This is a genomic window from Ensifer sp. Root278, from assembly GCF_001429285.1.
Taxonomy (GTDB): domain Bacteria; phylum Pseudomonadota; class Alphaproteobacteria; order Rhizobiales; family Rhizobiaceae; genus Ensifer.
Window position 1 is genome coordinate 293,792 of the sequence record NZ_LMJJ01000003.1, and the last position, 26,500, is coordinate 320,291.

Annotated in this window: 26 protein-coding genes and 1 pseudogene; 12 read left to right on the forward strand and 15 right to left on the reverse strand. The window is 61.7% G+C overall.

Annotation, left to right across the window (positions count from 1 at the left end):
- The first annotated feature begins 264 nt into the window (after positions 1–264).
- From ASE60_RS05430 to ASE60_RS05460, 7 genes and pseudogenes are all read left to right on the forward strand, one after another.
- A complete protein-coding gene (locus ASE60_RS05430) occupies positions 265–2,622 on the forward strand; it encodes an Orn/Lys/Arg decarboxylase N-terminal domain-containing protein (protein WP_057248701.1) in 2,358 nt (785 codons plus the stop codon).
- A 23-nt stretch (positions 2,623–2,645) separates the two neighbouring features.
- A complete protein-coding gene (locus ASE60_RS05435; protein ID WP_057248702.1) occupies positions 2,646–3,206 on the forward strand; it encodes a GNAT family N-acetyltransferase in 561 nt (186 codons plus the stop codon).
- Between the two features lie 327 nt (positions 3,207–3,533).
- Positions 3,534–3,904 (forward strand): annotated as a pseudogene (locus ASE60_RS33465) (pirin-like C-terminal cupin domain-containing protein).
- Positions 3,905–3,939: 35 nt separating this feature from the next.
- Entirely contained in the window at positions 3,940–4,533 is a 594-nt protein-coding gene (locus ASE60_RS05445) for an NAD(P)-binding domain-containing protein (RefSeq protein ID WP_057248704.1), read from the forward strand.
- Positions 4,534–4,750: 217 nt separating this feature from the next.
- Positions 4,751–5,185: a DoxX family protein gene (locus ASE60_RS05450; RefSeq protein WP_057248705.1), complete on the forward strand. Its 435-nt coding sequence runs from the start codon at positions 4,751–4,753 to the stop codon at positions 5,183–5,185.
- Positions 5,186–5,259: 74 nt separating this feature from the next.
- Positions 5,260–5,736 (forward strand): ester cyclase, encoded by a 477-nt coding sequence (locus ASE60_RS05455; protein ID WP_057248706.1) that lies wholly within the window; start codon positions 5,260–5,262, stop codon positions 5,734–5,736.
- Positions 5,720–6,376, forward strand: coding sequence for a zinc-binding dehydrogenase (locus tag ASE60_RS05460; protein WP_057248707.1), 657 nt, complete (start codon positions 5,720–5,722; stop codon positions 6,374–6,376). Before ASE60_RS05455 ends, ASE60_RS05460 begins: the two co-directional genes overlap by 17 nt.
- Before the next feature lie 204 nt (positions 6,377–6,580).
- Here the strand turns inward: ASE60_RS05460 and ASE60_RS05465 are convergent, their stop codons facing one another.
- The 7 genes from ASE60_RS05465 to ASE60_RS34435 all read right to left on the reverse strand — a co-directional run bounded on the left by ASE60_RS05465 (position 6,581) and on the right by ASE60_RS34435 (position 10,876).
- A complete protein-coding gene (locus tag ASE60_RS05465) occupies positions 6,581–7,126 on the reverse strand; it encodes a flavin reductase family protein (RefSeq protein WP_057248708.1) in 546 nt (181 codons plus the stop codon).
- A 59-nt stretch (positions 7,127–7,185) separates the two neighbouring features.
- Entirely contained in the window at positions 7,186–7,935 is a 750-nt protein-coding gene (locus ASE60_RS05470) for an SDR family oxidoreductase (RefSeq protein ID WP_057248709.1), read from the reverse strand.
- 152 nt (positions 7,936–8,087) lie between these two features.
- Entirely contained in the window at positions 8,088–9,017 is a 930-nt protein-coding gene (locus tag ASE60_RS05475; protein WP_057248710.1) for an AraC family transcriptional regulator, read from the reverse strand.
- A gap of 96 nt (positions 9,018–9,113) precedes the next feature.
- Positions 9,114–9,479, reverse strand: coding sequence for an Atu4866 domain-containing protein (locus ASE60_RS05480; RefSeq protein ID WP_082615744.1), 366 nt, complete (start codon positions 9,477–9,479; stop codon positions 9,114–9,116).
- A gap of 12 nt (positions 9,480–9,491) precedes the next feature.
- A complete protein-coding gene (locus ASE60_RS05485; RefSeq protein ID WP_057248711.1) occupies positions 9,492–10,223 on the reverse strand; it encodes an SDR family oxidoreductase in 732 nt (243 codons plus the stop codon).
- 56 nt (positions 10,224–10,279) lie between these two features.
- The gene (locus ASE60_RS05490; protein ID WP_057248712.1) at positions 10,280–10,573 is read right to left on the reverse strand and encodes a DUF1330 domain-containing protein; all 294 of its coding nucleotides are present in this window, start codon (positions 10,571–10,573) and stop codon (positions 10,280–10,282) included.
- 126 nt (positions 10,574–10,699) lie between these two features.
- Positions 10,700–10,876 carry a hypothetical protein gene (locus ASE60_RS34435; RefSeq protein WP_156414585.1) on the reverse strand — a complete coding sequence of 59 codons (177 nt, stop codon included), beginning with the start codon at positions 10,874–10,876 and terminating at the stop codon, positions 10,700–10,702.
- A gap of 208 nt (positions 10,877–11,084) precedes the next feature.
- On the opposite strand from ASE60_RS34435, the gene ASE60_RS05495 reads away from it, so the two are divergent.
- The 3 genes from ASE60_RS05495 to ASE60_RS05505 all read left to right on the forward strand — a co-directional run bounded on the left by ASE60_RS05495 (position 11,085) and on the right by ASE60_RS05505 (position 15,326).
- Complete coding sequence (locus tag ASE60_RS05495) at positions 11,085–12,014, forward strand: LysR family transcriptional regulator (protein ID WP_057248713.1); 930 nt, start codon at positions 11,085–11,087, stop codon at positions 12,012–12,014.
- A 394-nt stretch (positions 12,015–12,408) separates the two neighbouring features.
- Complete coding sequence (locus tag ASE60_RS05500; RefSeq protein ID WP_057248714.1) at positions 12,409–14,307, forward strand: potassium transporter Kup; 1,899 nt, start codon at positions 12,409–12,411, stop codon at positions 14,305–14,307.
- Positions 14,308–14,360: 53 nt separating this feature from the next.
- Entirely contained in the window at positions 14,361–15,326 is a 966-nt protein-coding gene (locus tag ASE60_RS05505) for a magnesium and cobalt transport protein CorA (protein ID WP_057248715.1), read from the forward strand.
- A 421-nt stretch (positions 15,327–15,747) separates the two neighbouring features.
- On the opposite strand, the gene ASE60_RS05510 is transcribed toward ASE60_RS05505, so the two are convergent.
- From ASE60_RS05510 to ASE60_RS05550, 8 genes are all read right to left on the reverse strand, one after another.
- A complete protein-coding gene (locus ASE60_RS05510) occupies positions 15,748–16,779 on the reverse strand; it encodes an LLM class flavin-dependent oxidoreductase (protein ID WP_057248716.1) in 1,032 nt (343 codons plus the stop codon).
- Positions 16,780–16,790: 11 nt separating this feature from the next.
- Positions 16,791–17,723, reverse strand: a complete 933-nt coding sequence (locus tag ASE60_RS05515) for an ABC transporter substrate-binding protein (RefSeq protein ID WP_057248717.1) — start codon at positions 17,721–17,723, stop codon at positions 16,791–16,793.
- 68 nt (positions 17,724–17,791) lie between these two features.
- Positions 17,792–18,736, reverse strand: coding sequence for an ABC transporter substrate-binding protein (locus ASE60_RS05520; protein ID WP_057248718.1), 945 nt, complete (start codon positions 18,734–18,736; stop codon positions 17,792–17,794).
- Positions 18,737–18,808: 72 nt separating this feature from the next.
- Positions 18,809–20,584, reverse strand: a complete 1,776-nt coding sequence (locus ASE60_RS36020) for an amino acid ABC transporter permease/ATP-binding protein (protein ID WP_082615745.1) — start codon at positions 20,582–20,584, stop codon at positions 18,809–18,811.
- A gap of 62 nt (positions 20,585–20,646) precedes the next feature.
- Positions 20,647–21,198: a GNAT family N-acetyltransferase gene (locus ASE60_RS05535; protein WP_082615748.1), complete on the reverse strand. Its 552-nt coding sequence runs from the start codon at positions 21,196–21,198 to the stop codon at positions 20,647–20,649.
- 22 nt (positions 21,199–21,220) lie between these two features.
- Complete coding sequence (locus ASE60_RS05540) at positions 21,221–22,408, reverse strand: M20 aminoacylase family protein (protein WP_057248805.1); 1,188 nt, start codon at positions 22,406–22,408, stop codon at positions 21,221–21,223.
- Positions 22,409–22,430: 22 nt separating this feature from the next.
- The gene (locus tag ASE60_RS05545) at positions 22,431–23,780 is read right to left on the reverse strand and encodes an LLM class flavin-dependent oxidoreductase (RefSeq protein ID WP_057248720.1); all 1,350 of its coding nucleotides are present in this window, start codon (positions 23,778–23,780) and stop codon (positions 22,431–22,433) included.
- Between the two features lie 21 nt (positions 23,781–23,801).
- A complete protein-coding gene (locus ASE60_RS05550) occupies positions 23,802–24,797 on the reverse strand; it encodes an MsnO8 family LLM class oxidoreductase (protein WP_057248721.1) in 996 nt (331 codons plus the stop codon).
- A gap of 251 nt (positions 24,798–25,048) precedes the next feature.
- Here ASE60_RS05550 and ASE60_RS05555 point away from each other — a divergent pair, with 251 nt between their 5' ends.
- Positions 25,049–25,486, forward strand: coding sequence for a VOC family protein (locus ASE60_RS05555; RefSeq protein WP_057248722.1), 438 nt, complete (start codon positions 25,049–25,051; stop codon positions 25,484–25,486).
- Positions 25,487–25,957: 471 nt separating this feature from the next.
- Positions 25,958–26,101, forward strand: a complete 144-nt coding sequence (locus ASE60_RS35120; protein ID WP_192495581.1) for a hypothetical protein — start codon at positions 25,958–25,960, stop codon at positions 26,099–26,101.
- The last annotated feature ends 399 nt before the right edge of the window (positions 26,102–26,500 follow it).

Sequence of the window (26,500 nt, forward strand, 5' to 3'; positions counted from 1 at the left end):
GAACGAAGATCACCGGGGTGCGGCCCTGAGAGCCTTGATCTGTCCGGTGCAGTTAGGGAAATCTTACACAGCATCCCGTTTGATGGGGGCAGACAAACTTTGAATAGAGAGAACCACCGCCCCCTCTCCCGCTGCTCCACGAGGACTCTTGGACGAATGGCCGGCACGAGTTGGTCTCGAACATCACAGATAATCCGGGCCGCTGTCACAACATCGTCACGAAACACACGAACAACTCGCTGCGTATAGATGGCGGAGGCTCAGATGGACTACTTCAGGCGCTTCACCTTTTTATTCGCGACACCCGCCTTCAACAGCGAGGACCTGGAGGGGGCCCGCTATAACCAAATCGTCGAGGAGATCGAACGATCCGGTTTCGAGGTGGTGCGCGCGCGCAATCTTGAAGACGCCGAAATCGCCGTCCAGACGGACGCGGCCATCGGTTGCATGATGGTCGATTGGGGCAAGAAGGGCATGGAGGGCAAGACAGCCTCCCTTATCAATCTGATGCGCCGTCGCGGCCTCGAATTCCCCATCATTCTCTTGATCCGCCGCAAGCGCTTCGAGGATGTGCCGGTAGAAGTGCTCGACTTCATCGACGGTTATGTCTTCCTGTCCGAGGAGACCCCCGCCTTCATCGCAAAGAACCTCATCAGCCGCCTCAAGCAGTATGCCGAGACGATGAAGACACCTTTCTTCGGCGCGCTGGTGGATTACGCCGAGGAAGGCAACCAGCTCTGGACATGTCCCGGCCATAATGGCGGCGTGTTCTATAGCCGCAGCCCGGTCGGCCGCGTGTTTATGGAGCATCTGGGCGAAGCGGTGTTCCGCGACGATCTCGACAATTCGGTGCTCGACCTTGGCGATCTCCTGACCCATGAGGGCCCGGCGCTCGCGGCGCAGAAGGAAGCCGCCAAGATTTTTGGCGCGGAGAAGACCTATTTCGTCCTCAACGGCACCTCGACCTCCAACAAGGTCGCGCTCTCCGCCCTCGTCACCGATGGCGACCTGGTTCTGTTCGACCGCAACAATCACAAAGCGGCGCATCACGGCGCGCTGATGATCTCCGGCGGTATCCCGGTCTATGTGCCGACCGCGCGAAACGCCCATGGTCTGATAGGCCCCATGGATTTTGGCTCCCTGAACGAGGAGGCGCTGCGGGAACGCATCCGCACCCACCCATTGGTCAAAGACCCTAACGCCTGGCAGAAACCGCGCCCGTTTCGGGTGGCGGTGGTGGAACAGTGCACCTATGACGGCACGATCCACAATGCGGAGATGATCCTGAAGGCCATCGGGCATCTGTGCGACTACATCCTGTTCGACGAGGCCTGGGCGGGCTTCATGAAGTTTCATCCGCTCTATGCCGGACGTTTTGCCATGGGCCTTGCCGAACTCGGACCCGATGCGCCGGGCATCATCGCCACGCAATCCACTCACAAGCAGCTTGCGAGCTTTTCACAGGCTTCGCAGATCCACATGAGGGATCGGCACATCACCGGCCAGAAGCGCCGGGTCGAGCACCGGCGCTTCAACGAGAGCTTCATGCAGCACGCTTCGACCTCACCCTTCTATCCGCTCTTCGCCTCCCTGGACGTCGGCGCGCAGATGATGAAGGGCCGCTCTGGCGAAGTGCTGTGGGACGATACGATCCGCCTCGGCATCGAACTGCGCAAGAAGATACGGGCTGTGCGCCGGGAGTTCGAGGAGAAGGAGCGTCGGCCCGAGCGCCGCTGGTTTTTCGAGCCCTTCGTGCCGGACCGTGTGGCGATGCCGGATGTGGCAACCCCTGGAGCGGTGCACGACGTGCCCTGGGAGAGTGTTGCCACCGATCAACTCGCCACCAACCCGGCCTTCTGGCACCTCGCCCCAGGTGCTGCGTGGCACGGCTTTTCCGATATGGCGCCGGGCTTCGCAATGACCGATCCCAACAAACTCACGCTGCTCACGCCCGGATTCGACAGGGCGACCGGCGCATATGCCGAGCACGGCATTCCGGCGCCGATTGTCGCGCAATATCTGCGTGAGAACCGGATCGTCGCGGAAAAGAACGACCTGAATTCCCTGCTGTTCCTGCTCACACCCGGCGTCGAGGCAAGCAAAGCGGGCACGTTGATCAGTGGTCTCGTAGCATTCAAGCGGCTTCATGATGACAATGCGCCTCTGGAAGAGGCAATCCCGGAATTTTATCGCCGCCGACCCGGTCGTTACGCTGGCGTGCGGTTGCGCGACCTGTGCGGCGATATGCATCGCTTCTTCCGCGACGCCAATGTCAGCGCGCTGCAGGCGAAGCAATTTTCCGAAGCGCACCTGCCTGATATCGCCCTTTCGCCCCACGACGCGGCGCGCTGCCTCGTGCGCAACGATGTGGACTATCTTCCGATCGACGCCATCGCCGGGCGGATCGCAACGACGCCTTTCGTCGTCTATCCGCCGGGGATCGCCACCATCGTGCCGGGCGAGCGGTTGACCGAGCGAGCGCAGCCGATGATCGACTATCTCAAGATGTTCGAAGCCTGTTTCAACGCGTTTCCCGGCTTTGACGTCGAGATCCAAGGTCTCTACCGTGAAACGGACGCATCGGGCCGCGTACGACTTCATACCTACGTCGTCGCCGAATAGGATTTAGGAATTTCGGATCCCTCATGCAGCAGGACAAGTCAATCGTCATTCGCCCGTCGCGGGACGGCGACGTGGACGCGATGCTGGCGATCTATCGCCGCCACATTCGCCGCGGCATCGAGGAGGGTGTGGACGAGGGCGACACGCCGCAGCCGGACGATCTGCGCGAGCGGCGGAAGAACTTGAAGAGCCGCCGCTTCCCGCACCTTGTCGCGATCAAGGAGGGCGCAGTGGTCGGCTACGCCTATGTCGTACTGTTTCGCAAGCGACCTGCCTACCGCTATACCGTCAAGCACTCGATTTATGTTCATCATGAGCATCTCGGCCAAGGCATCGGAGGTCTGCTCATGCGCGGCCTGATCGACGCTTGTGCTGCAGCCGGCTTCCGGCAGATGATCGGCTATATCGATGCCGAGAATGTTGCCTCGCTGTCGCTGCACGAACGGTTCAACTTCGTTCGCGTTGGCGTCCTGCAGGGGGTAGCCTATCGCTACGGGCGCTGGGCGGACAGCGTCATGGTCCAACGCTCGCTCGGCACCGGCGCGACGACGCCACCGCCTCCCCCGCCCCTCTCCACCCGTTGACGATCGAAGTTGGAAAACCCGGGTGGGCTACGCCCGCTCAAGCCTCCCCGAGAGGCGGCCGCGACTCCCTGGCCTTCATCAGCACTCGATCTCTGACGCCGGCTAAAGGCCTTTGCGTAAACTGAGGGTGTCTTTCCGACATAACCAAAGAACGCACTCGAAAACGCGGAGCTCGAAGAGAAACCGACCATGCACCAGGAAACGGACCCTGGCTTCCAGCATATTGCGGCGGATGCGCTGCCGCGCATCGAGGAGGAAGGCGTCGACATGCGCCTGATCGCAGGCTCGCTTCATGGCGAGCGCGCGCCGGCAAGAATGTTCTCCGACATGTTCAATGCCTACGTGGCCCTGGCGGCCGGCGCGCGCTTCCGCCTCGACGGTGAGCACATCGAGCGGGCCGTCTTCGTCATCAGTGGAACGATCGAAGTCACTGGACAGCAAGAGCGGTTCAGGCAGGATCAACTGGTTGTCTTCAAACCCGGCTCCGAAATCGTCCTCAAGGCGATTGGCCCAGCGCGGCTCATGGTGCTGGGCGGCGAACCGCTCGCCGAGAACGGCACATTTTCTGGAACTTCGTGTCGAGCCGCCGCGACCGCATCGAGCAGGCGGCCCTCGACTGGCAGAACCGCTCATTCCCCGGGGTGCCGGGAGAAACGGAGTTTACGCCGCTGCCCCATGGGCCCAGAAACATCACCTAGCCCCATCCCAAACAAGGAAACTGAAGGAAATCGAAATGACCTACGCAATCATCGGATCCGGTGCCATCGGCTCGGCGCTCATCGCACATTTCGCGTCAAAGGGCATACCTGTCAAAGTGGCCAACAGCCGAGGACCCGCATCGCTTGCCGCCGCCAGGAAGTCAGGCGACACGACAATCCCCGTCGAGATCGACGAAGCCGTGGCGCAGGATATCGTCATCCTCGCCCTGCCGTTCACGGCGGTGCCCGACCTGGCGAAGGTTCGCAAGGACTGGACGGGGACGATCGTCATCGACGCCACCAATGCGATCACCTTCCCCGAATTCCGCCCCGCCGACCTCGGCGGCAGGCTTTCGAGCGACATCGTCGCCGAGACGCTTCCAGGCGCAAAAGTGGTCAAGGCCTTCAATTCGCTTCCGGCCGCCTTGCTCGCGGCCGACCCCGCCGAGGCGTCGGGGCGCAGGGTGGTGCTGCTGTCCGGCAACGATGAGGGCGCCAATGCCAGCGTCGCAGGTCTTATTGAGAACCTGGGCTTTGCAGCGCTCGATCTCGGTGACCTCAAGGCCGCCGCGCCCATGCAACAGTTCGGCGGTCCTCTGGTGGCGGTCAATCTGATCAAGAAGGGCTGACGGAGCCCTTTCACGGCCGGCCATACTTTGCGTCAACGCCCTCATCGTGCGAGCGATGGGGGGGCGCATGGGAATCCGTGGCTGGAACGCAGCCCAAAATGTTCGAAATTATAGAGCGTTATCGTCTATTTTATTCGGCTTTTGCGATGAGTTCGATCTCGGCATAGTTGTTTCCACAGAGCGGACATGGTGGCTGCCGATTTCAAACGAAACCAGTATGTCGCATATCGCAACCGCTCGTCAGAACGAAGACCTGACGTCCTCCGCCGCCGTTCAGGCCGTTCTGCCGGCCGTCGGCCGCGTCCTCATCAGCCTGATCTTTCTGCTGTCAGGCTTCAGCAAGCTCACCGCCCCGGCGATGACGATCGGCTATATCGAATCTGTGGGCCTGCCGTTCCCGACGCTGGCCTATGGCGCAGCACTCGCCGTGGAACTCATCGGCGGCGCCGCCCTTGTCCTCGGCTACCAGACGCGCCTCGTCGCAGCGGGTCTTGCCGTGTTCTCCGTCGCCACAGCAGTCAGCTTCCACAACGATCTCGCAGACCTGAACCAGTTCGGCCACTTCTTCAAGAACGTCGCCATGGCCGGCGGGCTCCTGCATGTCGTCGCTTTCGGCGGCGGCAAGTTCAGCATCGATGGCTGGCGCCGCTAGGCGGGAGGACCGCGCCGGCTTTCGAGCCGGCGCTCCTTTGGCAGCTTCCACTCCAAGCAAGAAAGGCAGATCCCATGCGCGTCCTGAAGATCCTTCCGTTGGTCGCTTCGCTGCTTGCCGGCGGCTGGGCAATGGCAGCACCGCAGAACGATGAAACGGCAATCGCCGTCAAATGGTACGAAGCCTTCGACAAGAGCAAGCCGGAGATCCTTGAAGCCATTCTCGCCGACGGTTGGCGTGACATTCCCGATGCACCCGACGCCCCTCGGGGAGCGCAAGCCGCGAAGGCCGTCCTGAAAATGCTTCACACCGCCTTCCCGGACTTTCAGATCACGGTCGAGGACATCATCTCCGACGGAAACAAGGTCGTCGTCCGATCGACAATCTCGGGTACCCACAAGGGATCATTTGCCGGGCTCCCGGCATGCGGGCGGAAACTGCTCATCCAGTCCGTCGATATTCACCTTGTCGAATGCGGCAGGATCCAAAAGACCTGGCACACCGAGGATTGGATGTCCGGTCTCACCCAGCTCGGTGCGTACAAGCGCTGACGCTGTAAGCCGAAATACCAGCAAACGCATTTTTGCGACCATCCTCACCAAGGGCCTGACCGCCTGGATGGCGATCAACGCCATGGCGAAACCCGGCGAAGGCGACCACGCGCTCGTTCAGGGTGCGAGCGGCGGCGTCGGAAACCTGCTTGCCCGCTGGCTGCGGGCGCGGGGGATCACGGTGATCGGAACCGGGTCGCAACGTAAGCTCGCCGATCTGGAACAGGCGGTCGACCACGCATTTGCATATGAGACCGTCGCGCTCGACGAGCACATCCGCACCCTCGCCCCCAATGGCGTCGATATCGTCTATGAACTGGTCGGCGCAACGACCTTCGCCACGACGCTCGGCGTGATCCGCGATGGCGGAACGATTGCTGTGATCGGCGCGGCATCGGGTGGCGCCGCCATCGATGAGACGGGACTCAGCCGCCGCGGCATCCGCCTGGTGCGTGGCAGCACCGGCCAGCATGTGACGAAGGACAACCTTCAGGCCGCCGCAGACGAAGTGTTCGATGCCTGGCGGAACGGAGTGTTCGGCACGGTCAGCGCCCGGAAATATCCTCTGCCGGAAGCGCAGCTCGCGCATGCCGACATTCTCGAACGCCGCGGCGACGGCCCCACGGTGCTCGTCCCCTGATCGGCTTAGAAGGAAACCGTCATGTCCGGGCTCGCGCCGCAGCGGTCGTCCTGCTGCTCGTGTTTGCGGTCAACTTCGATCGGTGGACGGGCAATGCCAATGCCCTAGCGCCCTCGGCGCTAGCCGCTTTCGACGAGACCGGGCCGGAACTCGACCATTGCCGAGGGGCTTTCCAGCCCGGCGACTGCTAAGACGGCGATGGCGTCACCTTGGAAGGTGACGCCATTTCACCATATGCTCGCTGAGATCGAGCACATCGCCATCGGCGGCAAAATGACCGTCGCCGCGATGATGCAGGGTCCGCCGCTCCTTGCGGTCCGAGTCGATCCACAGCCGTTCGGCCTGCAGGATGAAGAGGCTATAGGCCTCGACGGTATCGACCACCCTGCATTCGATGTTGGCAAGGCACTCGCCGATCAGTGGCGCCGCGACACTGCGTGCCGGCTGCGGCGTCAGGCCGAAACGCTTGAACTTGTCGACGGTGTCGCCCGAGCAATTGCCGATATCGACGACCGCCCTTGTAAGATCGATGGTCGGGATGGCGATGACGCATTCGCCGGTCCCCCTCAGAGCGCGGTAGCTATGATCCCAGGGACCGATGACACAGCCGATCAGCGGCGGCGCATGCTGGATCATCATGTGGAAACCCATCGTCATGACGTTGGGCGTTCCTTCATAGCTGGTCGTCACCAGCACGATCGGACCCGGTTCGAGCTGACGAAAGGCCCCAGAGGCCGGTACTTCCTTCATAGGAAATCTCCTTGATCGTCGGCCTCCCCATCCCGGACGGGAAGGCCGATGGTTCACGACTACCAGCCCTGTTCAACCGGCAGGACGAAGAGCTCGGCCACATTGACGTGCGCGGGTGCCTGGGCCGCAAACACGATCGTGTCGGCCACGTCGGCGCTTTGCAGGAAGGTCATCTGCTTGGCGAGATCGTCCATCTGCTGGCGGTAGCCCGGATCCGTGATCTGGTCATAAAGTTCGGTCGCGACCGCGCCGGGCTGAATACAGGTGACGCGGATGTTGTGCTTCTGGCCGACCTCCATGCGCAGACCGTCGGAGAAGGCGGTCACGGCATGCTTCGTGGCGCAATAGACCGACAGTCCCTTGAAGACCTTGCGGCCGGCGATCGAGGAGGTGTTGAAGATATGGCCGGAATGCTGCTTGATCATCTGCGGCAGCACGGTCGCCGTCGTGTTCAAGAGGCCCTTCACGTTGACGTCGACCATGCGAAGCCATTCGGCCGTCTTGAACTGGTCGATGTCGGAAAGCGGCATCAGGCCGGCATTGTTGAAGAGAATGTCGATCGCACCATAGGCATCGATCAGCTTCTTCACACCGGCTTCGACGGAAGCCGGATCGACCACGTCCATCTCGATGACCAGGGCTTCACCACCCTTCTCAGTGATTTCGGCCTTCAGCTCTTCCAGACGATCGGTGCGCCGTGCCGCGATGCCAACCTTTACGCCGGCTCCGGCAAGCGCAAGCGCCGTTGCTGCACCAATGCCGCTAGAAGCACCGGTGACCAGTGCGACTTTGCCGTTGATATTCGTCATGATGATATCTCCTTGTTGCTTGCAAACCCGCTCCGGAAGCGGAGAGGTGTTTGCTTTCGGCAAGGAGAACCCTATGAAATCCGGGATTTTTCCTCTCCCGGTGGCTTGCCTAGGCTATTGGGATTTTGCTCCATTCTGTGTGCCGAATGAGCCTAGCCCCTGCGATAGTCGCTCGGCGTAAGCCCCGTTTCACGGCGGAAAATCTGGGCGAAGTGGCTGGGACTGGAATAGCCGACCATGAGGCCGATCTCGATGATGCTGGTGTCGGTTTCCTGCAGCAGCTGCTGGGCCTTGGCCACCCGCTGCCGGATGAAATAATGCGAGGGAGGAAGACCCGTCGCCTTCTTGAACAGCCGGCTGAAATGGAATTCGCTGATGCCGACCTCCTGTGCCAGGCGGCCGAGATCGAACGGTTCCTCGAGATGTTTCTCCATGAAGGCGATCGCTCTCCTGAGCTTTGCGCCGGGCAAGGCGTTCTGCGCACGCATCTCGGCATTGGCGACCGCATAGCGGCGCACGAGATGGACGGCAAGGCTTTGCGCCAACCCTTCGACATAAAGCGGGCTGCCACCGCCATCCGCTGCCAGTTCCTCGTTAAGGAGAGTGAGGATATGCGAGAGCGTCGCGTCGCGGCCGCCGGAGACGTCCTTCAGCGTCACGTTTCCGCCGTCCTTGCCGAATATCGCCTCGACCACCCGCTCGAACAGGGGCACGGAAACGTAAAGGTGCATGACGCGGAAGGGCTGGTTGCCCTCGGCCTGCCAGCGCATTTCATAGGGCACCGGCGAACAGGTCAGGAAAAAATCGCCGACCTCGACGCGGTTTGCCATCCATTTTCCGCCGAGATCCCGTTCCTCGACAACGGCACTCCCAGACATGATCCAGACGATAAGAGGCTCGGCGACGGCGGGCACCAGGAAGGGATGTTGAGCGCGATGGCGCGAAAGCACCTGCACGAAGACATCTCTCCACGCCGGACCGTCGCCGCTGACCAGCGTGTTTCCGCTGATGTAACTTTCAAGACCGACCGGGGAGGTTCGCTCAGGGATGGGCAGACACGCGGATGGTTCGTCCAAAGCCATGATCGTCTCCCTCCCCATGGATCGCTCAAGCAAATGTGGCGCCGGGATCAAGGATATCCGGCGCCAGGGAAAAGGGAAGAACGAAGACTTCGCCGCTTAGTCCGGTTTCTTTCCGTCGCGATAGAGGATCATGCCGGCATGGTGCAGCATTCCGTCGATGAAGTCGCCATCGGCGGTAAATCCGGTATCGTCCCAGTAGTCGATGTGATTGCCGCGGACTTCGTATCGTCCCAGATAGGCGCTCTCCCGACGGCCGCGCGCCTCGTCGTAGCGGCCACTCGGCATCAGGTTGTGACGAATACGGCCATCCGCGGTGATCCACATACCGACATAGGGATGCGTCTGGTCTGGTGGAGTTGGGTTCCGGATCATTTTCATCTGGGAATATCCTTCCTGGGCGGAGGCCATGCAGAACAGCATCGCGGCAAGGCCCGCCGTTGCAAGTCCAGATCGGTTCGACATCCCGTCCTCCGATCACATGCTTGCAGTGGGCCGAATGACGATGTCGCTGGTATCGACGTCCGCGGGTTGGCCGATCACATGCACGATCGCGTCAGCGATGGCCTCCGGCTTCAGGGCTATCTGGCGATAGGCGACCATCGCTTCGGCGGCAGTCGGATCAGTGATGCTATCGGCGAGTTCCGATTCCACGACGCCCGGATAGACGCAGGTCACGCGGATCCGATCGTTCTCCTGCCGCAACCCGTCGGAAATGGCCCGCACGGCATATTTGGTGGCGCAGTAGACGGCGGCCGTCGGCGATACCGAAAGGCCTCCGACGGACGAGACGTTGATCACCTGCCCGGCGCCCTGCCGGTTCATGGCGGGCAGCACGGAGGCGATGCCGTAAAGCACGCCCTTGATGTTGACGTCGACCATCCGGTCCCATTCATCCACTTTCAGCGAAGCCATCGGCGAAAGCGGCATGACGCCGGCATTGTTGACGATCACGTCGATGCGCCCAAAGGCATCGAGCGCGGTATCGGCGAAGGCCTGGACATCCGCGCGGGATGTGACGTCGAGGCTCCGGTAGAGTGCCTTGCCGCCTGTGGCAGTGATCTCGGCGGCCAGGGTTTCGAGGCGATCGATGCGTCGTGCCCCAAGCACGACCACGGCGCCGGCCTTGGCAAGGGCACGCGCCGTCGCCTCGCCGATGCCGCTGCTGGCACCGGTGACGAGAACGATCTTGTTTGTGATGTTGCTCATAGGAATGTCCTTTCTTGAGGTGTGATGGTCATGTTGCGGCTTCGCACCAACGATCGTCACGCCGGCTCGAAGCCGCGCAGGGCGATGATCCGCGAGCCCGCCGCAGACTGTCTTTGTCTTGCGAGAGGCGCATAGGCCGGCGACGCGAAAAGATCGCGGATCGCCTGCATGTCGGGGAATTCGATGATCAGCATGTTGCTCGCCTCCCAGCCTTCGAGCTGGAGCGGGGCATCATCAAGGGCAATGAGCCGGCCGCCGGCTTCGGCGACGAGCGGCAGGGCCTTGGAACGGTAATCGGCAATCGCGTCATGGTCTTGAATGTGGAGATCGACAACGAGGTAGGCTGACATGGGTGGCTCCTGTTTGCTCCGGCCTCATCCAATCCGGATGGGTCGACTGAACCTAGGCCGTCACCGGCAGAACTCTCTTGCCGGCTTGCGCGAGCCGTCGGGATCTTGCGCAAGGCGCTTCTCTGGCTATGCCGCAGGCGCCTGTCTGGCAACGAACAGCGACATGCGCTCCTGCGCGACCAGCAGAGCTTTTTCCTCCAGCGGATAACCGGCATGGCGAATGACGTTGGAAAAGCGTTTCGACGATTTCTTTCCGGGAAGCCCCAAGGGACGCTTTGTGGCCATCCTGCGGGCAAGCGGCATCCTGAGCGGCAACCTGGCCGGCAAGTGCGCCGACGATTGCCCCGGTGGCAAACATGATCTTCAAAGAGGTCATCGTACTTCCTTTCATCGCGGGTGCCGTTTCGATCCCCATTCGCCGTCTGAGCCGTGGGATGAAGGAAGAATAGATGCGGTTGATTGTCGTCGGTACTCCGCTATAACTAATCAGATTGGTTAGCATGGTGCGACAATGAATCTGGATCTGAACCTGCTGCCGCTTTTCCTCGCGGTGGCCGAGGAGGCGAATTTCGCGGCCGCCGCCGCCCGCCTCGGCGTCACGCGCTCGGCCGTCAGCCAGGGCATCCGGCGGCTGGAAGACGGCTGCGGGATAGCGCTCGTCACCCGCACCACGCGCAGCGTCCGACTCACCGAAGCGGGTGAGCGCCTGCGCGACACGCTTTCGCGTCCAATGGCCGACGTACTGTCTGCGCTCGAAGATGTCGGCGGCAACGCCAACCCCCACGGTGTGCTTCGCATCGCGGTGACCTCGATTGCCGAAGATTTTCTCTCCGGGCCGCTTGTCGCCTCCTTTGCCGAGGCCTACCCCAATATCATCGTCGACGTGACGGTGACGGACGATACGTTCGATATCGTCGCCGGGGGCTTCGATGCAGGGGTGCGGCTGGGGGATGTCATCGAGCAGGATATGGTGGCCGTTCCGCTGTCGGGCGAACAAAAGGAAGTCGTCGTGGCGAGCCCCGCCTATTTCGAAGCCCACGGGTTTCCGACACATCCGAGGGACCTGATCCATCACCGCTGCATCGGATGGCGTCCGTCACCGGACACGGCACCCTACCGGTGGGAATTCGCCCAGGAAGGGGAAGCCTTCGACGTTTCAGTCGAACCCCAGATCACCACGAATGACCTGCGCCTTATGATACGGACGGCGCTGGCCGGCGGCGGCATTACATTCGCGCTAGAGGAGACCTTTCGCCCCTATCTCGAACGAGGCGAGTTGGTTTCATTCCTGGAAGACTATCTGCCGCCCTTCCCCGGCTTCTTTCTCTATTTCCCCAGCCGGCACAATATGGCGCCCAAGTTGCGCGCCCTGGTCGACCACGTCCAGCGTTTCAGACGCGAACGCCTTATGACCAAAACAAGTCCTACGCCCTTGGCATGAGCCATCCGGTTTCCAGCAAGATCGGCAATTACCAGGCGGACGAAGCGGGTCTACGCCGGCCAACGCGAAGCCTTGCTGAAATCCCTGCGGCCGGAGGAAGCGATAGTCGCCGGATTGGCCGTGCTGTTGCGTTTGCCGAACGGGGTCCGGGATCTTGCGATCGCCGCTCTCGGCATGTCGCTATGGCACCCGGAAGCATCGGACCACTCCACTCGTTCCACACCGCGAGTAGCGGCGCTCGTCTTCCCGAGACGCAAATTCCCGCGCATGAGACGGATCTGGGTGACGACCTGAGGCGTATCAGGCGGGAAACCCGCAAATCCGTATTTGCCTCACCTTTCGCAATGCACCATATAGTGGGGCCGTTTTTTAGCGGTTCGATCCAGGAGACCTCATGCCCACCTCGCATAGCGAAGCTTTCGAACCTCAAACGGAGATGCGAAGCTTTCTTGTTCTCCTTATTGGCTGCGTTGGCGTGGTCTATGGCGACATCGGTACGAGCCCGCTCTACGCCTTTCGGGAGGCACTTCGTCCCTTTTTGAATGAAGGCGTGCAAGCAGACAAGGTTATCGGCCTCATTTCACTGATGGTCTGGACGCTGACAATTATCGTCACATTCAAATACGTGCTCTTCCTGCTTCGCGCCGACAACGACGGGGAAGGCGGAACCTTGTCGCTTCTCGCGCTTCTGATGAAGAAGACGGGCAGCTTCATGCCGGTTTTGTTCTTCGCCGGCTTGATCGGGGCCGCACTTTTCATTGGCGACGCCATGATTACCCCTGCCCTTTCGGTCATGTCGGCGCTTGAGGGTATGAAGCTCGTCACGCCCACCTTTGACGACTACGTACTCCCTCTGGCCGCGGCCGTCATGGTCGCGCTCTTCGCGGTCCAGTCAAAGGGTACTCAAGCGGTCGCAAAGTTCTTCGGGCCGATCACGGTGGTATGGTTCCTCGCGATGGCCTGGGGCGGTCTCATCCACATCGGCGATGACTGGACGATCCTGCAGGCTCTCAACCCGATCAATGCCTTTTGGTTCATCACCCACGCGGGCTGGGCAGGCCTGATCGTGCTCGGCGCCGTCTTCCTGACGGTCACGGGAGCAGAAGCCCTATACGCGGATCTCGGTCACTTCGGGCGCAAGCCGATCAGCACCGCATGGTTTGCGCTTGTGTTCCCCGCATTGGCGGTGAACTACCTCGGACAGGGCGCGCTCGTGCTCAGTCACCCCGAGGCGGTGCACAATCCTTTTTACCTTCTCTATCCGGACTGGGCTCTGCTGCCGATGGTCATCCTCGCCACCATGGCCACAATCATTGCCAGCCAGGCGGTCATCACGGGGGCGTTCTCGCTCGCACGGCAGGCGGTTCATTTGGGCTTCCTCCCTCGGCTGCTGATCAAGTTCACCTCCGAGACCAACACCGGGCAGATTTATGTGCCTGCCGTAAACGTGCTCCTGTTTGTTGGCGTCATCGTGCTCATCTTCTCGTTCGGCGACTCGGAGTCCCTTGCCACCGCCTACGGGATCTCGGTCACCGGCGCGATGGTCGTCACCACGTTGATGGCATTCCAGTTCCTTCGCTCCGTCTGGGGCTACTCCACGGTTGTCGCAGCATTGGCGCTTGCGCCCTTGCTTGTCATCGAGACCGTCTTCCTGCTTGCCAACTTGCTGAAGATCCATGATGGTGGCTGGGTACCGGTGGCGCTGGCATTGTCCATCATGATCGTGATGTGGACCTGGACGCGCGGGTCACAAATGCTGCGCGAGAAGACCGCGCGAAACGACATCCCACTGGGGACATTTATCCGTTCCATCGAGAAATCGACCCATGCGCCCCAGACGGTTCGAGGAACCGCCGTCTTTCTGACAAGCGTGGGCGACAAGACTCCGGCCGTCCTCCTTCACAACATCAAGCACAATCACGTCCTTCATGAGCAAAACGTCATTCTGACCGTTCGGACGTCCGAGCACCCGTATGTCGCGGAGAAAGAGCGCGTTACGTTGACGGAACTTTCGGACCGGTTTGCAAGGCTCGAACTTTGCTTTGGCTTCATGGACGAGCCGAACGTCTCGAAATCGCTCTCGCTCTGCAAGAAGGCAGGGTTCAAGTTCGAGATCATGCAGACGTCGTTCTATCTGGGGCGCAGGACCCTTATCAGTGATCCAAACTCCGGTCTGCCGGGCTGGCAGGACAAGCTCTACATCGCGCTCGCGGGGCTCGGCATTGATCCGTCGTCATACTTCAAGCTGCCCGCCAATCGCGTCGTCGAGATCGGCGAGCAGGTCACGATTTAGTCGTCTCCGCTCAGACGCTGAACGCGCGACCAACGCAATTTCGGAAAGCTCAAATGACAGTCGTCGCCTCCTATCTGTATCGTTTGGGCAAGCGCGCCGAAGAAGTGCCCCTTGCTGCCCAGCCATTCGAAGCGCCAGACGGCGAATTTGCGTGGATTGGGCTGACGGATCCCTCCATAGACGAAATGGCGAGCCTTCAGGCAATGTTCGGCCTTCATCCTTTGGCGGTTGAGGACGCCCTCAATGGCAATCAAGTGCCGAAGGTGGACGTCTACGGAGACCAGTTGTTCGTCGTCGCCAAGACGGCGCATCTGGAGGGTGACAAGATTGCCTACGGCGAAACCTGCATCTTTGTCGGGAAGCACCACCTGATTTCCGTTCGCCATGGTTCAGCCCGCTCCCACAAGGAACTGCGCCTGCAACTCGAGCAGTCCCCACGGCTACTTGAACACGGTCCCGACTACGTCCTTCACGGCATCATTGACTTCGTTGTCGACGGCTACTTGCCGGTGGTCGAGACACTCGAGGACAAAGTTTTGGAGCTCGAGAAACACGTGCTCGTGTCGCTGCTGCAGCCCGAGCAAATCCGGCGCATCTTCCGCATGCGTCGCCAAGTGATCCGCTTTCAGCGAGTTCTCGGACCCATGGGGGAAGTGGCGGGAAAGCTCAGCCACCTCGAACTCCCCTGCATCGACGACAATGCGAAACCCTTCTTCAAAGATGTGTATGACCATGTGAGGCGCGTTGAGGGGTCGGTCGGCGGCCTTCGCGAGGTGATGACGTCCGTGTTCGAGGCCTCCAATCTCTTGGAGCAGCAGCGCCAGGGCACCATTACTCGGCAGCTTGCGGCCTGGGCGGCAATCCTCGCCGTGCCGACAGCCATCGCCGGCATCTACGGGATGAACTTCGAAAACATGCCCGAGCTTGCGACGCGCTACGGCTACTTTGCCGTCCTCGGCGTTATCGTCACGCTTTGCGCCATCCTGTACTGGCGTTTCAAAAGGTCTGGCTGGCTTTAGGAAGTCTGTTGGCGATCGAGTGCCAACGCCAAGATGCTACTGATCGATCAATGTCTCCGGTATGTCGGGCGCCGGTCGGGATCGAACGCGAGCCCAATCACGGAGCTGCCCGCACGCCGTTGCAACAGGCCAAAAGTCAAAACGCGACTCCGGATGGACCTCGGCAAGTTGAACGGTTCCCGGAGCCGCTGACGACAGCGCCGCAGGAACGTCGAAGAGCGCGGCAAGCGCCCGGAGGTTATCGTGACTGAGGCCTTTGTATTTCGCGCCATTACGATTTCGCGGCTATAGTCCTTGCGTGGCCGACGAGGTGTCGAATCCGATATACGACCACAACGAGCCATTGGAGAAGAAGTAGTCGATCGTCTTTGGCACTCATATGTTCCTGTTTGCGAGGCCTCATCTCGGAGGACCCTCGTTTCTAGGCCGCTTTCTGGTCGGCGGGCTGCCACCCGAGCTGCGGAGCAATGCGAGCAACAAAGTCATGGACGATCTGGCGGTAGTCCTCGTCCTCGAATTCGTAAGGGAGCTCGAGCCTGAGTTCGCGGACATGCGGCAGGATCGGGTCTGCAAACAACCGTTCAAGGATTTCATCCGAACTACCGACGAGGTCGCGGGCGTAAAGCGTGCGCCGATCGCCCTGCGGCGCCAGCGTTCGCTCGGTGCGTCCGGCCGCGTAGTCGAGATAGCGCTTGCGCGTTCTTGCGTCCGCACCATCCAGCGGAACAATGACCCGGCCAAGCGCGACCCTCCTCTCCGTACCGCCCGCCGCGCGATAGGTCTCGAGCTGGCGCTGCTGCGCGAGGAAGAAATCGTCGGTGCCTTCCCCGGTCGTAACATTGCCGATCAGGAGATTGAGATCACTGCGCCCTGCCCATCCGGCAGATTTCAACGAGCCGCCGCCGTACCAGATCCGGTCTGTCAGTCCCTTGGCATGGGGCTGGAGCCGGGGGCGCTGCGGGCCAAACGGCGTCTTGATGAAGGTGTTTTCATCGCCGATCGGGCGACTGCGTAGATTTTCGACAAAGCGCAGCACACGTGCGTGCGTGAAGTCGAAACCTTCCCAGCCATCGTCGAAGACAAGCCGGCCGATCAGATCGGCATGCAGTGGACGTCCGGCGCTGAGGCCGATGTTCAGACGACCCCGCGAGAGTACATCGACGGTCGAGAGATCCTCTGCTAGCCGGTACGGGCTTTCGTAGCCAATTGGAATAACCGCAGTGCCGAGTTCGATGCGGCTTGTCCTTTGGGTCGCCGCCGCAAGAAAGGCGGCGGCCGACGATATCCCGGGTTCGAGGTGTCGCTGGCGAACCCAGGCGCTGGCAAAACCGAGCGCCTCGCCATATTGCAGCAACGCCAAGGTCTTCTCCAGCCCATCCAACGGGTCGTCCGCCGGGTAGTTGCCTGGGCTCAGGAAGCCGATATGGCTGATCGATATCTTGTTCCGCGTCACGCCAAGGCTCCTTAGAATTTCGGAAGACCGGGTGGGTTGGTCTCGGACTTCGGTAACGCCTCCTCCCGGAGGTGCCAGCGTTCCAGAACCTTGCCATAGGTGCCATCCGCAATCAGACCGTTGGTGGCGATCGTCAGAGCGTTGGCGAGCCCACTGCCCTTGCGCGTTGTGATCGCCACGTCCGAACGCTCCGGCCAGCCGGCGCTCAGCGTACCGACACGCTTGATGTTGTTGTCTCGGGCGGCAATGAAGACGAGCTGCGCATGCGGCTGTACGATGACGTCGGCCCGCCCGGAAGCGAGCGCCACGAGGCTCGTCGCCTCGTCGTCGTAATATTGCAGCTCCAGCGGCTTCAGGCCGGCGGCGACATCCTCGTCGCTCCATTTCAGGAGGATGCGCTCCTGGTTGGTGCCGGCGCCGACGATGATCCTCAAGCCCGCCGCATCCTTCGGTTCCTTGATCGAAGTTATGCCGCTATCGGATTTGACGAAGAAGCCGTGCAGCCCCTGCCGATAGGTCGAGAAGTCGAACTTCTCCTTGCGCTGCTCGGTGACCCCGACATTGGAGATCACGGCATCGTACTTGCCGGACGTCAGCCCCAGTGGCCAGTCGATCCAAGCAGTGGGCACGAGCTCAAGCTCGAGCCCCAAGCTGTTGGCGATCGCACCGGCATATTCCGGATCGGCCCCAATGACCGTACGCGCGTCGGTAGCGTAGGTGGCAAGCGGCGGCCCGCCCGGACTGACGGCGACCGTGAACTTGCCTGGCGTGACGAATTTGAAGTCCGCTGGGATGGCCGCAATTGCGGTTTCGTTGCGAACGGCTTGGACGCGGCCGGGCTGTTCGGGGCTGAGATCAAAGGCAGTGTCGGCCTGCGCCGAGCCGACATGAAGAAGGGCCGCCGCGGCGGCAAGAAGAGTGCGAAATCGGGTCGTGCCGTTCATGCTGTTAGTCTCCGGGTGAAATGCAGGAGCTGAACCGGCGGCGGCGCCGCCGATCCAGCGAGGCCAGATCAGGAACCACTCTTAGGCAGGCCGGGCGGGTTGGTCTGGGCCTTGTCGACCGCCTCGGCACCCAGGCTCCAGCGCTTCAGCACCTCGCCATATTTGCCGCTCTTGATCAGATCGTTGAGCGCGACAGTGACGGCATCGGCGAGACCGCCGCCCTTGCGCGTCGTGACGGCGATCTCGGCCGTCAGCGGCCAGCCGCCGCTGGCGATGCCGACCACCTTGGTGTCATTCTTGATCGACGCGGCATAGGCTCTGGTGGCATTCGGGTTGAACTCGACGTCGGCGCGGCCCGACTGCAGCGCCAGATCGCCGGCGGCGCGGTCGTCGTAATATTGCACCTCGATTGGCTTTAGCCCGGCGGCGACGTTCTGCCGGTCCCATTCCAGAATGATCTTCTCCTGGTTGGTGCCGGCACCGGTGATCACCTTCAATCCGGCGACGTCCTTCGGTTCCTTGATCTCATTGATCTTGCTGTCGGACTTGACGAAGAAGCCGAGCACATCCTTGCGATAGGTGGAGAAATCGAACTTCTCCTTACGCTCCTCGGTCACCGTCACGTTGCTGATCACGGCGTCGTACTTGCCGGAGCTGACGCCGAGCGGCCAATCCGCCCAGGCGACGGGCACGAGTTCAAGCTCAAGGCCGAAGCTGTCGGCGAGCAGCGAAGCGATATCCGGATCGGCGCCGACAACGGTCTTGGAGTCCGATGCGTAAGTGGCAATCGGCGGGTCCCACGGGTTGACGGCAACGGTAAACTTGCCCGGATTGACGAACTTGAAGTCAGCAGCGATCGCCTTGATCGCCGCTTCGTTCTTTTCCGCGCGGATGCGGTTGGAGGTGTCGGGGCTGAGATCGAATTTCTCCTCGGCCTGGACGGGACCCAAGCCGAGGGTCACGGCTGTGACGGCACCGGCGAGAAGCAACTTTGCAGTGTCGAATATTGTCATAGTGCTCTCCTTTTCAATCATTGATTGTTGATGATGGCAAAGCTTCCCCATCGGGAAAGGCGGACAGCTCTTTCAGAGAACGCGCGCGAGGAATTCGCGGGTGCGCGGATGGCTTGCTTCGGCGAAGATCTGCGCCGGCGGTCCGGCCTCGAGCACGCGCCCCGCCTCCATGAAGATCACGGTGTCGGCGACCTCGCGGGCAAAGCCGACTTCGTGGGTGACGATGACAAGCGTCGTGCCGGTGCGGGCCAATTCCTTGATGACGTCGAGCACTTCGCCGACGAGCTCCGGATCGAGAGCCGACGTCGGCTCATCGAAGAGCAGCACCTTCGGGCGTAGCGCCAGCGCACGGGCAATCGCGACGCGCTGCTGCTGTCCGCCGGAGAGCTGACGCGGATAGGCGTTGATCTTGTCGCTCAAGCCGACGCGGTCCAGCAGATCCCGAGCGAGGCGCACCGCGTCATCCCGGCTGAGACCACGCACGTGGATGGGCGCCTCAATCAGGTTTTCAAGCACGGTCAGGTGCGGGAAAAGATTGAAGTTCTGGAACACCATGCCGATGTCGGCACGCCGTTTCAGGATTTCCTTTTCCTTCAGTTCGTAGAGCGTGTCGCCCTTCTGGCTGTAGCCGACAAGCTCGTCATCGATCGCGATGAAACCATCGTCGACGCGCTCGAGATGATTGATGGCGCGCAGGAGCGTGGACTTGCCCGAACCGGACGGCCCGAGGATCGCCGTGACGCTGCCGGCCGGCAGGTTCAGCTCGACCCGATCGAGCACCTTCAGCGGCCCGAAGTTCTTGGAAATGCCGTGCACATGCACCGCGCCGCCGGAGCGCAGGACCTGGGCGTCGCGAAAGCCCACTCTTGCGGCTGCACCAGAAGGGCCAGCGACCGCGGGCAAGGGCCGGTGGAAGCGCGCGACGAGTGCCTGAAACGGCAGCGGCACCGGATTGCGCACCGCGCCTCTCGAATAGTAGCGCTCGATGTAGTGCTGGGCGATCGAGAGCCCGGTCATGATCACCAGATACCAGACGGTCGCGACCATCAGGAGTGGGATGACCTCGAGATTGCGGCGATAGATGACCTGAACCGTGTAGAAGAGCTCGGGCAGCGCCAGCACGTAGACCATCGAGGTGCCCTTGGCGAGACCGATGATCTCGTTGAAGCCGGTGGGCAGGATCGAGCGCATGGCCTGTGGCAGCACGATGCGGAAGGCTTGGCGGCGGCGCGGCAGGCCCAGCGCCGCGGCCGCCTCGTGTTGCCCCTGATCGACGGCGAGAATGCCGCCACGCACGATCTCGGCGAAGAAGGCCGACTGATTGAGCGTAAGGCCAAGGAAGGCGGCGGCAAAGGGCGTCAGCAGCTGGGTCGTCGGATAGTTCAGCCAGACGGTGTCGGTGAAGGGCACGCCGATCGCGATCGTCTCGTAGAGGTAGCCGAGATTGTTGAGCACCAATAGCAGAACAATCAGCGGGATCGAGCGCAGCAGCCAGATATAGCCGAAGGAGAGGCTGGCAAGCAGCGGCGACTTCGACACGCGGGCAAGCGCCAGCGCGGTACCGAGAAGTGAACCCGAGACGGTGGCAAGCGCCGTCAATAGCAAGGTTCGACCGAGGCCCGCGATCACCGGTTCTGCGAAGAACCATTCGGCAAAAACCGGCCAGCCCCAACGCGGGTTGGTCAGCACCGAATAGAGCACGCTGGCAATCACGAGCGCCGCAAACAGCGTGCCGAGCGCGCGGCCCGGATGGCGAGCCGGTACGATGCGGTAGTGCGCATAGGCCGGATTGGGCTCGCTGGTCCGGCTGACACCGGGCGCGCCGGCGAGATCGCTCAGAACTGCCATGTTGGATCCTCTCTTGAAAGTCGGTTGGCGGCCGGACTCGCGACCGGCGCGATCGCTCGGGGTCAGGCGTGGCTTGCGGTCTGGGGATGGGAAGGCGGCACTTCGCCGAGAAACGCAAGCGTCGTGACGAGGTGGGTGACGTCCTTCTCGAAGGGCAGCGTCTTGTAGACCTCCGGGTCGGCCTCGACGTCGAAGAGCGCGGTATAGCCGTTGGCGAGATAGAGGCCGACCGCTTCCGGTTGACGGAAGCCGGTGGTCAGATAGATGCGCGAATAGCCTTGCCGCGCCGCCTGCGCCTCGAGCTCGAACAGCACCTTGCGCGCCAAGCCTTGGCGCCGCAGATCGGAGCGGGTCCAGATGCGCTTGAACTCGGCGGTGTGGTCGTCATAGTACTTGAAGGCGCCGCCGCCGATGGTTTCGCCGTTGCGGATCAGGAGCACGAAATTGCCGTGCGGCGGCGCAAAGGCCTCTGCCGGATAGCGGTTCATCTCCGCCGCCGCCCCTTCTTCGCTGAAGTAGTTGCCGTAGCGGCTGTCGTATTCCACGATCAGTTCGTCGATCAGCGGCTTGGCGCGCGGGTCGAGGGGCGTGGTGTAGAGAAACGTGTCGCTCATGTCTTTCGCCATCCCATGGTCGTCATGCGAGAAAGGTTTCCACCAGCCGGATCCAGTAGCGGGCGGCCGGTGCGATGATCGCGTCGTTGAAATCGTATTCGGCGCTGTGAAGAGGCGCGCTGTCGCCGTTGCCGACGAAGGCGTAGTTGCCCGCCTTCTCCTCCAGGAAGAATGCGAAGTCCTCGCTGGCGGTGCGCGGCTTGAAGTCGGCAACGACCGCTTCGGGGCCAAAGGCCCTAAGCGCGACATTGCGGGCGAAATCCGTTTCACGCCGGTGGTTGACCAGCGCCGGGAAGCCGAGCCTGTAGTCGACCTCGGCCCTCGCGCCAAAACTTTCGGCCTGCGCCCGGGCCAGCGCCTGGACACGTTCGCCGAGCAGGCGACGGACCTCGCCATTGAAGGCACGCAAGGTCAGCTTCAGCGAGACGCTCTCGGGAATGACGTTCGACGCCTGGCCGCCGTGGATGGAGCCGACCGTAACGACGGCCATGTCCTGCGGGTCGACATTGCGCGAAACCAGGCTCTGCAACGCGGTGATCAGCGACGCCGTCGCCAGCACCGGATCGACGGTCAGATGCGGCTCAGCCCCATGCCCGCCCTTGCCGACGACCGTGATGTTGGCCTGATCGACCGAGGCCATGGCTGGACCGGCGACGAAGCCGAAGCGTCCGGCGGGCACGCCCGGCCAATTGTGCAGGCCGAAGACGGCGTCCACGGGGAAGCGCTCGAACAAGCCCTCCGACAGCATCTTGCGTGCGCCGGCACCGATTTCCTCGGCGGGCTGGAAGATCAGCCGCAGCGTGCCGTCGAAACGGCCCTCGACCGCCAGAAAGTGCGCGGCGGCGAGCAGGATCGCCGTGTGCCCGTCATGACCGCAGGCGTGCATGACGCCCTTGTGGCGGCTGGCATAGGCAAGCCCGGTCGCCTCCTCGATCGGCAGCGCATCCATGTCGGCGCGAAGGCCGATCACCTTCTCGCCGCTTCCGCGCCGAAGTGTTGCGACGATACCCGTGCCGGCGATGCCGCGGCTCACCTCATAGCCCCAGGCGGCGAGCAGATCGCCGACGAGACCGCTCGTCCGCTTCTCCTGAAAGGCTAGCTCCGGATGCTGATGCAGGTGGTGGCGAATGGCGACGATCTCATCGAGAAAGGCGGCAAGGCCTCGCTCCACGGCGGCGGACCTCTGGGTGTCGGTGAGAATGAGGTTCATGTGCGCAGCTCCGCCGATGCCATCAGGCCCCGACGGCCCTTCCTCGTTCGACATCCGCTGCCGGCGCGGCGTAGCGGCTCTCGCGGTAGGAGAGCCCGAGGTGGTCGCGCAGCGTTTCGCCTTCGAGCTCGCGCTTGAAGTAGCCGCGGCGCTCAAGCAGCGGCAGGACATGTTCGGCGAAATCGGCGAGCCCTTCGGCGATCACCGGGAAGCCGAGAATGAAGCCGTCGGCCGCATCCTCTTCGGTCCAGCGGATGATCTCGTCGGCGATATGCCCGGCCGTGCCGATGAAGGCGGTCCTTGGCGTTGCGACATCGAGCGCGATCTCGCGCAGGGTCGCCCCGGTTTCGCGCGCCGTCTTCTTGATGCGGTCGGTCGTTGCCCGGAAACTGTTCTTGCCGGTGTCGCCGATATCGGGGAACGGCGCGTCCAGCGGATAGGCGCTGAAGTCGTGGTGGTCGAAGAAGCGGCCGAGATAGAGAAGCGCCTCTTCGATCGTCACCAGATCGCGAATGGCACGGTACTTCGCCTCGGCTTCCTCGGCAGTCGCGCCTACGATTGGGCCGATGCCGGGGAAGATGCCGATCTCGGCGGCGCGGCGCCCTTGAGCCACCGCACTTTGCTTGACCTGCTTGTAGAACGCTTTCGCATCCTCGATCGGGCCGCCGTTGGTGAACACCGCATCGGCGTGCTTGCCGGCAAGCCGAATACCGGAATCGGAGGCTCCCGCCTGGAACACCACCGGCTGTCCCTGTCTGGAGCGTTCGATATTGAGCGGCCCCTCGATCCGGAAGAACCGTCCCTTGTGGTTGAGCCGGCGCAGCTTCGACTTGTCGGCATACACGCCGGACGCGCGGTCACGCACGAAGGCGTCGTCGTCCCAACTGTCCCAGAGCCCCTTGATGGCGTCGAGATATTCGTCGGCAATCTCGTAGCGCAGCTCGTGCTCCGGATGTTTGCGCCCGTAGTTGCGGCCGGAACCTTCAAGCGGCGATGTCACGGCATTCCAGCCGGCGCGGCCACCACTGATCAGGTCGAGTGAAGCGAACTGGCGGGCAGTGGTGAACGGATCGCTGTAGGAGGTCGAAACCGTGCCAACGAGACCGATCTTCGACGTCGAAGCGGCAAGGGCAGATAGGATCGTCAGCGGTTCAAAGCGATTGAGAAAATGCGGGATCGACTGCTCGTTGATGTAGAGGCCGTCAGCGACGAAGGCGAAGGCGATGCCGGCGGCTTCGGCCTTGCGCGCCGTTTCGACGAAGAAGCCGAAATTGACGCTGGCATCGGCCGGCCCGCTCGGGTGTTTCCAGGCATTCATGTGCCCGCCCGGCCCCTGCAACATGATACCGAAAGTCACATTCTTCTTGGTCATGACAGTTCCTTCCCGGAATGATTAGGCGGCGAGAGACAGTCGTTCTCGTGCAATGAGTTCGATCGAGGCGAAGCGTTCGGAAGCAGCAACCGAAGGCGTATCGATGATGAATTCCTGGACGCCGTAGCGACGATGCAAGTCGTCGAGCTCCCGGCGCACCTGCCGAGGCGTGCCGGTGAGCACGCTCGGCGTCTTTTTCTCGACGCGGTAGTCCGTGATGCCGGCCTGGCGGGCGTATTCGGCTGCCTGCTCCTCGCTGCCGACATTGACGCTCTGGCCGTTTGCAAGCAGCACCTTGAAGATCTTCAGATCGGCAACGCGTTCGCGCGCCCGCTGTTCGCTTTCAGCCGCGAAAGCTGCGAGAGCGAGGAGCGGCCGCTCGCCCTTCGTTGCGCGATCATAGGCGTCGAAGGTTCTTTGCAGATTGTCCGGATCGCCGTTGAGATGGCCGGCAAAGACAAGCTTCCAGCCTTTTTCGGCAGCCAGCAACGCGCTGTCGACGCTCGCTCCCAGCAGAAAGCGTTCCGGTGCGACGGGCGGCAGCGGCGTCGCCAACAGCTCCGAATCCGCGCCGCCCTCCGCCAGGAAATAACGGTTGAGATCGCTCAATTGCTCCGGGAAACTCGGCCGCAATGCCGGGTCAACTCCGACCTGCAACGCTTTGGTGGAGAACGGAAAACCACCAGGTGCCTTGCCGACGCCGAGATCGACCCGGGATGGTGCGAGACTGGCAAGCAGGTTGAAGGTCTCGGCGACCTTGTAAGCACTATAGTGCTGCAGCATGACGCCACCGGAACCGATGCGGATCTTCAACGTCTTCGCCAGGAGGTACGCGATCAAGGTTTCCGGCGCGGAGCTTGCGAGGCCGGCTATGTTATGGTGCTCCGCGACCCAGAAGCGATGGTAGCCCCATTCCTCGGCCTTCACGGCAAGGTTGGCCGTCGCATGCAGGGCGTGTGTCGGCGTGCCTCCGGGATCGACGGGACTCTTGTCGAGAAGGCTGAGCAGATAGGACATGGGTTCTGAGTTCCGGCACAGTGGACAACATAACATCATTAAATACATAAGTTTTATAGATTATAGGAATGACGTTCTCTTTCGCTGCCCAAAACAAGAAAAGTTGCCGCTTTCGTTGACGTCCCAAGAGGCGCCTTTCTCCAATCGTGGATCGGGCCCGGATGACTGCCGATGTTCAGGGCATCTCAAGCGTCCGTTGTTAGACGAGGGGACACCTTATAGATTGGAACGCCACCCTGGAGATTGGAAACATGGCGCTCAAGCGGATGGACAACGTAGGAATCGTCGTCGAAGACCTGGCAGCGGCGATTGATTTCTTTCGCGAGCTCGGCCTCGAGCTCGAAGGCCAGGCAACGATCGAAGGAGAATGGGCCGGACGCGTCACTGGACTGGGTGATCAGCGTGTCGAGATTGCCATGATGCGCACACCGGACGGCCACAGCCGGCTCGAGCTCTCCCGCTTCCTCACGCCACTTGTGGTCGCAGATCACCGGAACGCCCCGGTCAACGCCCTGGGCTACCTCCGCGTCATGTTCGCCGTGGACGACATCGACGCGACGCTTGAAAGGCTCTTCAAGCGCGGCGCGCAGCTGGTAGGCGAAGTAGTCCAGTATAAGGATGCGTATCGGCTCTGCTACATCCGTGGACCTGAAGGGCTTCTCATCGGACTCGCCCAAGAACTCAGCTGAGCTCAATACCAAGACGAATGGTAAAAAGTGAGCAATGTCAGCGGGCGCGTCTTGGGCCGACCCGCCTGTTCAAAGAGAGGACAAGGGCCATTGCGTACGACCTTCAAATAGCACATGCTCTCATCTTCAGTAGCCATTTTCAGGGCGCTGCTGCTTCGGGGCGTTAGTGTCCTGGCCCCAACGAAAGGAGGACCGCGTGTCTTCCGAGCTTCACCTTCACAGTACCGCGCGTAATCTCGTCAACGTTAGCGGGTTTGGATACCGCGAACGCGGTCGGCTTCAGCAAATATGCAAAGGTGAAACTACGGCCGCACTCCGTATCAAGCGGTTCAGTTCGGCAGCACGAGGCCCCAGGCTTTCCTGCCTTCGTGGCGGAACGTTCCGTCCTTGCTGAGTGGACACAAAGGCACGGTCATGTCGCAGCATTGAAATACTGCAACCCACAATCAACCGAAAATCCAGGAGGATCAGATGGCCAAAGGCCAGGTAAGAAGCAATCGCGAAGTTCGAAAGCCGAAAAAGGACAAGTCCGTGGCACCGGCCGCCGCCGCCGCGCCGGGCAATCAGGTCAAGTTCGCCACGAGCGCGCCCAGCGTAGGCAAGAAGCAGAAATAGCTCTAGTGGAGCAGAGGCGACTTGCATGCCGCCTCTGCCACAGCTGATGACGCCAAGGTTATCGGCTTATCGACGGCGAACGGTGGGCAGCTTTGATTAAGGCGGTGGCTCATCTATGGAGCTTCCGTTTTCATCCGTTTGGCTACCTGATCCGGCCGGCACGCGCGGGGGTGCGTGGCGATCCCGGATTTGCAAGCTTTTCGAACGCCGCCCTGCAGGAGATAATTGCGGTCAACGCTATTGCATTGCGCATCCACTTCGTAGGATACGTTCCGGCACGCAGCGCCCGAAGGTTCAATGCTGCCAAGCTATGGCACCCTCCCGCGACATTCACCTTGCCACCAGAAGCGCACCCATGACGACATTTTGACCGACGAGGCCGAGCGCGATCGCCGTTAT